Origin of the sequence: Acinetobacter sp. S40, assembly GCF_016624705.1 — a bacterium.
GTDB lineage: Bacteria > Pseudomonadota > Gammaproteobacteria > Pseudomonadales > Moraxellaceae > Acinetobacter.
Genome location: NZ_JACVTU010000006.1, coordinates 157168 through 168162 on the forward strand (window position 1 = coordinate 157168; position 10995 = coordinate 168162).

The 10995-nt window shown below is 39.3% G+C and carries 9 protein-coding genes; 5 read left to right on the top strand and 4 right to left on the bottom strand.

The annotated features are described in order from the left end of the window. Positions 1-58 precede the first annotated feature (58 nt). On the top strand, positions 59-994 hold the full coding sequence (gene ppk2, locus IAE19_RS09975; protein WP_227612228.1) for a polyphosphate kinase 2: 936 nt from the start codon (positions 59-61) through the stop codon (positions 992-994). A 79-nt stretch (positions 995-1073) separates the two neighbouring features. On the opposite strand, the gene IAE19_RS09980 is transcribed toward ppk2, so the two are convergent. Further along, a complete protein-coding gene (locus tag IAE19_RS09980) occupies positions 1074-4127 on the bottom strand; it encodes a DNA translocase FtsK (RefSeq protein WP_200460788.1) in 3054 nt (1017 codons plus the stop codon). Positions 4128-4448: 321 nt separating this feature from the next. Between IAE19_RS09980 and trxB the strand changes: the two genes are divergently transcribed. From trxB to IAE19_RS10000, 4 genes are all read left to right on the top strand, one after another. Further along, a complete protein-coding gene (trxB, locus tag IAE19_RS09985) occupies positions 4449-5396 on the top strand; it encodes a thioredoxin-disulfide reductase (protein WP_200460789.1) in 948 nt (315 codons plus the stop codon). 124 nt (positions 5397-5520) lie between these two features. Next, on the top strand, positions 5521-7077 hold the full coding sequence (locus IAE19_RS09990) for a class I SAM-dependent methyltransferase (RefSeq protein WP_200460790.1): 1557 nt from the start codon (positions 5521-5523) through the stop codon (positions 7075-7077). 61 nt (positions 7078-7138) lie between these two features. After that, positions 7139-7867 carry a leucyl/phenylalanyl-tRNA--protein transferase gene (gene aat / locus IAE19_RS09995; RefSeq protein ID WP_200460806.1) on the top strand — a complete coding sequence of 243 codons (729 nt, stop codon included), beginning with the start codon at positions 7139-7141 and terminating at the stop codon, positions 7865-7867. A gap of 22 nt (positions 7868-7889) precedes the next feature. Beyond that, complete coding sequence (locus tag IAE19_RS10000) at positions 7890-8705, top strand: arginyltransferase (protein WP_200460791.1); 816 nt, start codon at positions 7890-7892, stop codon at positions 8703-8705. Positions 8706-8759: 54 nt separating this feature from the next. Here the strand turns inward: IAE19_RS10000 and rimI are convergent, their stop codons facing one another. The 3 genes from rimI to IAE19_RS10015 all read right to left on the bottom strand — a co-directional run. Further along, a complete protein-coding gene (gene rimI / locus IAE19_RS10005) occupies positions 8760-9218 on the bottom strand; it encodes a ribosomal protein S18-alanine N-acetyltransferase (protein WP_200460792.1) in 459 nt (152 codons plus the stop codon). Between the two features lie 109 nt (positions 9219-9327). Further along, positions 9328-10209: a metal-dependent hydrolase gene (locus tag IAE19_RS10010; protein WP_200460793.1), complete on the bottom strand. Its 882-nt coding sequence runs from the start codon at positions 10207-10209 to the stop codon at positions 9328-9330. Between the two features lie 266 nt (positions 10210-10475). Further along, positions 10476-10995: EF-Tu/IF-2/RF-3 family GTPase (locus IAE19_RS10015; protein WP_200460794.1), on the bottom strand; the 520-nt coding region annotated here is incomplete at its 5' end.

Consider the following 10995-nt stretch of genomic DNA (forward strand, 5'->3'; position numbering starts at 1 on the left):
ATTCAATTTTAGAATGATTGTTTTTTAATATCAGTCCATTGTTATAGCGAGAACAAAAATGAATAAAGATCACCAACCCAACCCGAATGAAGATATTGAAAAGATAGATCAGGAACAAATCAAAGACTTACCTATTTTTAAAAAATCTGTTCTTGAATATAAAGGTTTGGTGACATCTGAAGAATCTAGTTCTGCTGCTTTGCCCGAAAGTTATCCTTATCGGACACGTATGTCACGCAAAACCTATGAGGCTGAAAAAAAATTACTCCAGATTGAATTGCTGAAAGTTCAATCCTGGGTGAAGGATACGGGACAGCGTATTGTTTGTTTATTTGAAGGACGGGATGCAGCAGGTAAAGGCGGTACGATTAAACGCTTTACTGAACATTTAAATCCACGTGGTGCAAGAGTAGTTGCACTTGAAAAGCCCAGCATTCAGGAAAGTGGTCAATGGTATTTTCAGCGTTATATTGAACATCTTCCAACCAAAGGTGAAATGGTATTTTTTGACCGCTCATGGTACAACCGCGCAGGTGTAGAGCGTGTAATGGGCTTTTGTGAGCCACAGGAATATTTACAGTTTATGCGCCAAACACCGGAACTTGAGCGTATGTTAGTCAATAGCGGGATTCATTTATTTAAGTTCTGGTTCTCAGTCAGTCGTGAAGAACAATTACGTCGTTTTATTTCGCGTCGTGATGATCCATTAAAGCATTGGAAACTCTCACCTATTGATATTCAGTCTCTGGATCGCTGGGATGATTATACAGAAGCCAAAAATCAAATGTTCTTTCATACCCATACAGGCGATGCACCCTGGACCATTATTAAGTCAGACGATAAAAAACGCGCACGTTTAAACTGTATTCGATATTTCTTATCGCGACTAGATTATCCCAATAAAGATGTTAAGGTGACCAACCGTGTCGATGATAAAATTGTTCTCATTCCAAATCCCCAGTTTAAACAAGTGATGGATATGGGATCTGATTAGAATATAAAATATTTTGATTTATTTTCAATAAAAAAACACCGTAAACTCCCTTAATCTACGGTGTTGATTTATTAAGTCCTTAAACTAAAATTTCACGTTTACCATTGGCACCCATTGCACTCACGATTCCATTTTCTTCCATTTGGTCGATAATTCGTGCTGCACGGTTATAGCCCAAGCTAAATTTGCGTTGTAGTGAAGAAGTTGAGGCTTTACGCGTCTCTAAAACAAAGGCAACACATTGATCATAAAGCATGTCACGATCAGCGCCACCTTCTCCGCCGTCTTCAAAACCACGTGATGTAGGTTCTTCATCGTATGGCGTTAGGATTTCATCGACATAATCTGGATCACCGCGCTCACGCCAAGCATCACAAATTCGGTTAACTTCATCATCACTGATAAATGCCCCATGCACACGTTCTGGTTCAATTTTACCAGGCCCAAGAAATAGCATATCGCCATGACCAAGTAAGTCTTCTGCTCCACCTGCATCTAAAATCGTACGTGAGTCAATTTTAGAGTTGACACGCAACGCAACGCGGGTCGGAATATTTGCTTTAATCAAACCTGTAATCACGTCAACAGAAGGACGTTGAGTCGCAAGGAGTAAGTGAATACCCGCAGCACGTGACTTTTGTGCCAGACGAGTAATCATTTCTTCAGCTTTTTTACCCACTTGCATAATCATATCAGCAAACTCATCGGCAACAATGACAATAGAAGGTAAAGGTTGCAAACGTGGCGCGCGCTCTTGCGTTGCAGAGTCACTTGGTTTCCATGTCGGATCGATTAGATCCTCACCATTGGCCAACGCCTCTTCGACTTTGCGATTATAATCCGCAAGTTTACGAATCTTTAAGAACGACATAAGCTTATAGCGACGTTCCATTTCATTAACACACCAATTTAAAGCACTGACCGCATCTTTCATGTCGGTCACAACTGGCGTAAGCAAATGTGGAATATCGTTATAGTTTGCCAGTTCAAGCTGTTTTGGATCGATCAAAATCAGACGTAATTGATCAGGCGTGTATTTTAGTAACATCGACAGAATCATTGAGTTGACTGCCACAGATTTACCAGAACCAGTTGTGCCTGCAACTAACATATGTGGTGCTTTACCCAGATCAGTAATCACAGGATTTCCTGAAATGTCTTTACCCATTGCCATGGAAAGTAAACCAGCTGGATCCTTGAAAATAGGCGTTTCTAACAACTCAATCAAACGTACCATTTCACGGGAGCTATTAGGTACTTCAATCCCAATATAAGGTTTACCCGGAATCACTTCAACCACACGCACTGATGCCATCGACATGGAACGCGCCAGATCGCGGGAAATATTAGTGACTTTAGACGCTTTAACACCCGGTGCTAAATCCAGTTCAAAACGAGTCACAACAGGCCCCGGTTGAGCTTCGATAACTTTAGCTTTGACATTGAATTCCTGAAGTTTGATTTCGAGTAATTCAGACAATCGTGTCAGTTGCTCGGCAGTAAAGTTCACTTTCTTGTTCGGGTCAACTTTGTCCAACAACTCAAATCCTGGTAAGGTCGACAAGTCTCTGCGTTTTTGTGCAACCTGCATCGAACGTGACATTGGTCGACCAGAAGCATCCATTAAAGGCGCATCGAAATCAAATTCATCATTTTCATCTTCATCAGGCTTGCCAGCAGTTTCCTGCCAAGCTTCAATAAATTCTTCTTTAGATAGTTTATGATTTAAATCCGTTTGAATTGTAGCTTTAACAAATGGCGTTGACTGCGCATAACTACTACTTGTTAGCTGGGACTTTGATTGTTCATCCTCAACCAGTAAATCTGTAAGATCGTCCAGTTCCTCTGCATACTGCATATTTTTAGGTTGAGATGAGCTTACAGAAGCCTGCTGAATAGTCTGTTCTACCTGCTCAATCAAGCCATCAGCATCATGTTGTACTTGTGTGACAGGCACTGGATGATCTAGAAATGGAGTGTGAATATGCGCAACTTTATTATTCGGTACAGCCGCCAATAATTCATCAAAAATTTCATCGTCATTCCAATCCAGAGACGATTTTTTTTGAGCCTGATTAGAATAATCCGTTATTTCAGGGTCAGTCTGTGCAACCTGCTGTAAATGATCATAAGGTGAATGCTGTAATTCTTGCTCATCATCCGCTGCCCGTAACAAGGCATCAATTTCCTGCTTATGATTCAAATCATCGGATTGTAAGGCACGCCAGACCTCCCCAGTTGCAACTAAGCGCTGACTATCTTTTTGTAGTTGATGTGCTTTTTGAATGGTTTTCTCAAATTCCTCAGGATCTTCATCATCCAGGAACTGTTGACTCGCTGCCTGTTCTTTGGCCAAGACATCATCAAATAACCGTTCTGCGGCTGCATCACTCACATATCCATTTGCTTTTAAGGTCGGGGAAGTATTAGGTTGTACCTGAGGTTCTACTGCAAATTCACCACGAGACGAGAGATTTGAGCTTACTGTTGCTTTGCTTGCTTGTGTAGCCACAACTTTTTTAGGTTGATCAGTCAGATCAAAATCAGACTCATTTGGAGATACATTTTTATAAAATAGATCCTGTAAATAGGCAGGTGTGGCTTTTAATGTAGCCCACGTTTTATTCCATTGAATACCAAAAGCAAGTGTGATTAAGATCACCCAAAACACTAATAAAAATAAAGTTGCCCCATAAATCGTCAATAAATGACGCAGGCTTTCCCCAATCTCATAACCAATAATACCGCCCGAGGCATTGTCTAGAGTGTCAGCGGGCAGATTCCAATGCAAATACAATAGTGTCGAGGTCGCTAGAATAATAAAGAACTGAGCGGCATAACGAAAAGGACGATTTAGAAAACTGCGTGGCCACCAAACCTGTATAGCTTCAATGAACAGAAAAAGTGGAATCAGTAAACTGGCCCAGCCTAAAAAGCCAAAGAGCAAATCCGCAATCCACGCCCCTGCCACTCCACTTGCATTAGACACTTGTTGGGTATCACTTGAAATATGCATCCAGCCAGGATCAAACGGCGTATATGTCACTGTTGCCAGAAACATATAGATCCCAAAAGAAACCAAAAATAATGTGATTAATAAGCGCTGTGCATAAACACTTGACACCGCAGTCATATACTGTCCTGTAACCCAGTTATAGATTGATCTTGTTATGTCGCAGCTTCAAAAAAGCCGCTGCGAATAAAAGTTATATTATGCACCTGTTCTTACAAAAAAGATGCATGATTGTTTACGCTTGTTGTTAATCTTGTGTCAGGGGCAATTGACCTGATTACACAACATTAAAGGATTTTTTTAAATTGTCTACAATTGACTCTTTTATCTATATAGCTCAATTCGATTTAGATGATCAATATTATCGACATCAAATCAGCCCCTTTCTGATCGACTTTCACGTATAATTTTCTCAATTTTAGTATAAATAAGGAAGCTTAGATGAGCGCTCGTCACTCTCGGTTAATTATTTTGGGTTCTGGTCCTGCGGGCTACAGTGCCGCGGTCTATGCCGCTCGCGCCAATTTAAAACCTGTTTTAATTGCAGGTTTACAATTAGGCGGCCAGTTGACAACCACGACCGAGGTGGATAACTGGCCAGGTGATCCAGAAGGCCTGACAGGCCCTGCTTTAATGGAACGTATGCAAGCTCATGCAGAACGTTTTGGGACAGAAATTCTGTATGACCATATCAATGAAGTTGATCTTAAAACTCGTCCTTTCGTATTAAAAGGTGATATGGGTGAATACACTTGTGATGCGCTAATCATTGCAACAGGTGCCACTGCCCAATATTTAGGTTTGGAATCAGAAGCTGCATTTATGGGTCAAGGGGTAAGCGCATGTGCAACCTGTGATGGTTTTTTCTATAAAAATCAAAAAGTCATGGTTGTTGGTGGCGGTAATACTGCAGTTGAAGAAGCTTTATATTTATCCAACATTGCATCGCATGTAACACTCGTGCATCGTCGCGATAGTTTGCGTTCTGAGAAAATTTTGCAGGATCACTTATTTGCCAAAGAAAAAGAAGGCAAAATCAGTATTGTATGGAACCATCAAGTTGATGAAGTACTGGGTGATAACACAGGCGTCACTTCTGTTCGCTTAAAATCAACCCGAGATGAATCGACTCAAACTATCGATGTACAAGGCTTATTTGTGGCTATTGGTCATAAACCAAATACGGATATGTTTGAAGGCCAACTTGAGTTACGTGACGGTTATATTCAAGTACAAAGTGGAACCAAGGGAAATGCCACTGCAACATCTGTAGCAGGCGTTTTTGCTGCGGGTGATGTAGCTGATAATATCTATCGTCAAGCGATCACGTCTGCGGGTTCAGGTTGTATGGCAGCGCTAGATGCAGATTTCTACTTAGATAGTCTCTAAACGCCATTTTTTGTGTAAGCTACAAAAAACCACCAAAAAGGTGGTTTTTTTATGTAAGGACACGTTATAACTATCATACTCCGCTATTTTTTATAAGAATATTCTTAATTTAACAGGAAGCTTTATGACTATAACCTGGACCAATGGCTATCAAACAGAAGTTAATTATACCTATGGTTATTACCGTGATCTAAGTCCAAATTACCAACGTTTTTGCCTCTTACTAAATGGCGTTGATTGTCCAAGTTCGAGTGAAACACACCAACATTGTGAACTTGGGTTTGGCCAAGGTGTCAGTATTAATATTCATGCAGCCTCTAATGAGGGAACTTTTTGGGGAACAGATTTTAATCCAGCCCATGCCGCGCATGCTAATCAAGTCGCTGAACATAGCCAAAGTGAACATTATTTTTATGATGATAGTTTTGAAGAGCTTCTTAACAGACCCAATTTACCCATGTTCGATTCGATTAGCTTACATGGAATCTGGAGCTGGATTAGCTATGAAAATCAGCTCATTATTTTAAAATTTATACGTAAATATTTAAAACCGAGTGGGATTGTTTATATCAGTTATAACTGCGTTACAGGCTGGGCAGCGAATATGCCCATTCGTGAGTTATTCCATAGTCATTTTAAATTTAACAGTAAAAGTACCAATCCGATTCAGAAAGTTAAAGATGCATTAGATTTTAGTGAATCTTTACTCTCTCAGGATCCATTATTTGTAAAACGTCATCCGCATGCCCTGTCAAAAGTCAGTGAATTAAAAAACCAGAATCCCAACTATCTTATTCATGAATATTTAAATCAAGATTGGCAGTGCTTCTCATTTCAGCAAGTGGTGCGGTTACTCGAGGAAATTAAACTGACCTATGCGGGTTCAAGTGATTTAAATACTCATCTGGATAATATTAATTTTTCAGAGCAGCATCAGGACTTTTTAAATGCCATTGAACATCCAATTTTTAAAGAACAGTGTCGTGACTACTTTGCCAGTACCCAGTTTCGGCGTGATCTGTTTATACGGGGTAAAAATTCACTCACTACTTTACAAACACAGGAACGGTTAAGAAACACGGCTTTTATTTTGCTCAGCGCACCTTCATTTTTACCTAAAGATATTACAGGTTATCTGGGTACATTTAATTTAATTGAAGATATCTATCAACCGATTAGCCAACATTTTTTTAAAAATGAATATCATCCACAAACGATTCGTGAACTTGAACAGGCTTTGCCTCAACTCAATTACGGTCAGATTTTAAATGCCCTTGTCATTTTATGTCATTTAGGTTTTGCTCAACCGTGTCAAAGTTCATTACCAAGTGAAAAAGTGGCTTCCCAATGTCAGCAACTTAATCATTACTTAATAGAGCAAGCCAGTTTTCATCAAAATTATCAGGCATTAATTAGTCCCTTGACTGGAATCGGGATTCCCACTGAACATTTCCATCAGTTGTTCTATCGCGCTCATTTTGTTGATGGATTAAATAATGCGGAAGAATTTGCACATTATGTTCAACAGGTTCTCAATCAATTAAACTGGTATGTATTGGACGCAGATAAAAATACAATTAAAGATCAAGAGCAAAGTTTACAAATTATTCAAAAGAAAGCTTCAGATTTCCTTGCCGCGGATAAATTAAATATCGCTCGACAACTCAGGCTATTTGCGTAAATGACCTGTTTTATCGATATAGATCGGCTAAAATAAGGCCGATCTTTTTTATGTTTCTCCCATCATGTTGCTTCCATCCATGTATCTTTTCCCAGATCCCATTGAGTCTGATCCCGAAGGTCAGGGTCTCATTTGTATTGGTGCAGATCTGGAGCCTTCCACGTTGTATGAAGCTTATACGCATGGTTTATTCCCATGGTTTAACGAAGGTGATCCCATTTGTTGGTGGTGCCCAGAACCACGCTGTGTGATCTATCCCGACCAGTTCAAACCCAGCAAAACATTGTTACGTAACATGAAAAAGTTTGATTATCGTATTACTGTTAATCATGCCTTTGAACGAGTGATGCGTTCATGTGCTCTCCCGCGTAATTACACCAGTGAAACCTGGATTTCAGAAGACATTATACAAGGCTATGTGGAACTCTATCGTGAAGGTTATGGCTATAGTATTGAAGTTTGGGATGATCAGGAACTTATCGGTGGTTTATATGGCGTGAGTATTGGTCACGGTTGTTTTGGTGAGTCAATGTTCAGTCTTCGTACTGATGTTTCAAAAATGGCTTTCTATACATTAATGTTACTTGGAAAAGAAAACCGGTTGCCTTGGGTGGACTGTCAATTGGTCAATGACCACTTAATTAATCTGGGTGCCTGTACACTTTCTCGGCAAGGCTATTTAAAATCGTTACAAGATGTAATTATTCGCCCCCCTATCGATTGGAAAAGTTATCAAGAGCGTGTATTTTCAAGTAAAACGGTTGCCGAAAATGCAAAGTTAATTGAATGATAATAATTGAGGGACCAATAATATGAAATCTTATCATCCCAAGTCCCTGCTCAATGATTTGCAGTATTATATTACGCCGCCACATGACTGTAGTTATCTGGAAAATAAATCTGCAAGAATGGTCTTTTTAGATCCGATTCATCGTATTGATGTGGTGACTCTATCTGAACTTTCTCGCGTTGGGTTTCGGCGCAGTGGTGATTTTGTATATCGCCCTGAATGCCATTTATGTCGTCAATGTTTATCCTGTCGTGTTCCTGCATATGACTTTCAAATGAATAGTATTCAAAAAAAGGCATGGAAACGCAATCAGGATTTACAAATGCGAATCACGCCAACGAATCAAGCAGTAAAATTACATTATGATTTGTATGAACGCTATATTAATGAGCGGCATGCAGATGGTGACATGTATCCACCCAGTCTGGATCAATTTGAAAAATTTCTGGTGCATAGCTGTACAGAAAGTTTCTTTATGGAACTGTGGAAAGATGATCAACTGATTTGTGTATCAACTTGCGACAAAATGGATGATGGTTTATCTGCGGTATATACATTTTTTGACCCAGATGAGAGTCGCCGCTCCCTAGGTGTATTTGCAATTTTAAAACAACTTGAGTACGTTAAAACGTTGAATCTTGATTATCTGTATTTAGGTTATTGGGTTCCTCATTCACAAAAAATGAATTATAAATCGCAATATATTCCACTTGAGCTGTTACTTGATGGACAATGGCGTAGACTGAATCGCGCATTAAGCGCAGAAGAGATTCAGCGATTGGGTAATTCGTTAATGACCACCCTTCCTTCTGAATGGAATCATTTAATCGTCAAGTAAATATCAATTTTGCAACTTGTCTCCATAACGGATTAGCTTTATTCAAAGTTCTTATTATTTAAATAAAGCCATGAAATCGTCACTACAACTTTTCACCATAATAATAGCGTGTTCATGTGAACCATCAAGATTAGGATAATAATTTGGTCTTAAATCAATCTGATGAAAACCAATTTTTTCATACAATTTAATTGCGCCCAGATTACTTTCACGAACTTCTAGAAATATCTGTACAGGATTATTTTCAAGTAACCGCAAGGATTCTTCCAAAAGCTGATAACCCAAGCCTTGACCCTGATAATCTGGATGAATTGCCATTAATAACAGATTAGCCTCGTCTAACACGGGTTGCAAAATACAAAACCCTAAAATTTGATCTTGCTGCTCTATCACGGTACTTTGATAAGCCTCGATAGATTCCAAAAATTGCTGTGCTGTCCACGGATGCGTTTGTACTTGCTTTTCAATTTGTGCAACAGCTTGGACATCTTTTTGTTGCATGGAGCGGATCATTTTATTTGGCATGTCTGAAGTATAGACGACTAAAAAGAGGTCTGATCTTATAGAATCCTGAGTCATAAAAAAAGAGCAATTTAATTGCCCTTTGCATAACTAGCAAACTTTATAAGCCCAATTTAGCTTTCCAGTTTTTTAGTAACTCAACAGTATCTAAATCATTTGGATGAAAACCTGGCTTAAAGTAAACCAACATTTCTTTGGCCATCCCTGAAATAATTCCTTTAGATGGGCTATAGGCATATTGGTAAATCATAGACAATTCTTTCAGATTGAATTTATTATCTTCACGTAGAAGGCGTAGCACAAAAGAAGATTGTGTTAAAAAAATCAGTCCCATTGCGACAACTAATGCAGTATTACGTAAAGCATAAGCCTTTAAACCACGACCAAAAATCCCCTCATAAACATCATAAGCTACTGCTTTGTGTTCATTTTCTTCAATCGCATGCCACAACCACATATATTTCATGGTTTCATCTGTCATAAGCTCCTGAATATGCGGATTACGTAATAACTCAGAAGCAATCGTAGCAGTAAAATGTTCTAACGCTGTCGTCGCTGTCAGATCCACCATTTCTTGTGTCATGCCAAAAGGTTTTACCACTTTAGCAAAGATTTTACGGCCAGTCTGAATGACAAAACCAGTCTGCCTTTCCAACCTGTTGACATCATGACCATATTTCTGTGCAGAAGCATTAAAACCTACGTGCTCTTGGGTGTGCATAGCTTCCTGCCCAATAAATGCACTAATTTCTTTCTGTAAAGCTTCATTGTCTTTAATCGCAGGATGATAACGAACCGCACGAACTGAATCGATAAATAGTTTTTCACCATCTGGAAATAAGGCAGATAATGCCGTCATAAAATGGGTTAATCCTGCTGAACCATTCATCCAATATTCAGGCACATTATCAAAATCAAAGTTCATACGACGGACTGGAAAACTTGCACCAGCACGATTTGAAATATTTACCTTAGCATTCATGCTAATTACTCCTAAATGGCGATAGAGCCATCAACATTTATTGTTTGTTTTCTTGATTCTTATCATACTCAATTAATGAAAAGGCTTAAGTGCAGATAAGGACACAGAATTATCAGTTGGGGTCATGACGACAAAAAATGTTGCGAATATTTTTATTCAAAGTAAAAAAGTTAAATACCCAAAGGTCGTTGCATAGAAATAAGAGAATATATAAATTCAGACATAAAAAAACGCCCCTAACGGAGCGTTTTTTTACTATAAAGTGATTATGCAGTTACTTTCGCAACAACACCAGCACCTACAGTACGACCACCTTCACGGATCGCAAAACGTAGACCTGGGTCCATTGCAATCGGGTGAATCAATTCTACTGACATTTCTACGTTGTCACCTGGCATTACCATTTCAACGCCTTCTTTCAACTGGATTGCACCAGTTACGTCAGTCGTACGGAAATAGAACTGTGGACGGTAACCATTTAGGAATGGAGTATGACGACCACCTTCTTCTTTAGAAAGTACGTATACTTCTGCATCGAATTTAGTGTGTGGCTTGATCGCACCTGGTTTAGTCAATACTTGACCACGTTGTACGTCTTCACGCTTAGTACCACGTAACAATACACCACAGTTCTCGCCAGCACGACCTTCGTCTAGAAGCTTACGGAACATTTCAACGCCAGTTACCGTTGTTTTAACTGTATCTTTGATACCAACGATTTCTACTTCTTCGCCTACTTTAACGATACCAGATTCTACACGGCCTGTTACTACTGTACCACGACCA

Excerpts from the sequence above, each read along its gene's own strand:
- ppk2 (WP_227612228.1), top strand. The coding sequence starts at position 59 with ATGAATAAAGATCACCAACCCAACCCGAATGAAGATATTGAAAAGATA.
- IAE19_RS09980 (WP_200460788.1), bottom strand. The coding sequence starts at position 4,127 with ATGACTGCGGTGTCAAGTGTTTATGCACAGCGCTTATTAATCACATTA.
- trxB (WP_200460789.1), top strand. The coding sequence starts at position 4,449 with ATGAGCGCTCGTCACTCTCGGTTAATTATTTTGGGTTCTGGTCCTGCG.
- IAE19_RS09990 (WP_200460790.1), top strand. The coding sequence starts at position 5,521 with ATGACTATAACCTGGACCAATGGCTATCAAACAGAAGTTAATTATACC.
- IAE19_RS10000 (WP_200460791.1), top strand. The coding sequence starts at position 7,890 with ATGAAATCTTATCATCCCAAGTCCCTGCTCAATGATTTGCAGTATTAT.
- rimI (WP_200460792.1), bottom strand. The coding sequence starts at position 9,218 with ATGATCCGCTCCATGCAACAAAAAGATGTCCAAGCTGTTGCACAAATT.
- IAE19_RS10010 (WP_200460793.1), bottom strand. The coding sequence starts at position 10,209 with ATGAATGCTAAGGTAAATATTTCAAATCGTGCTGGTGCAAGTTTTCCA.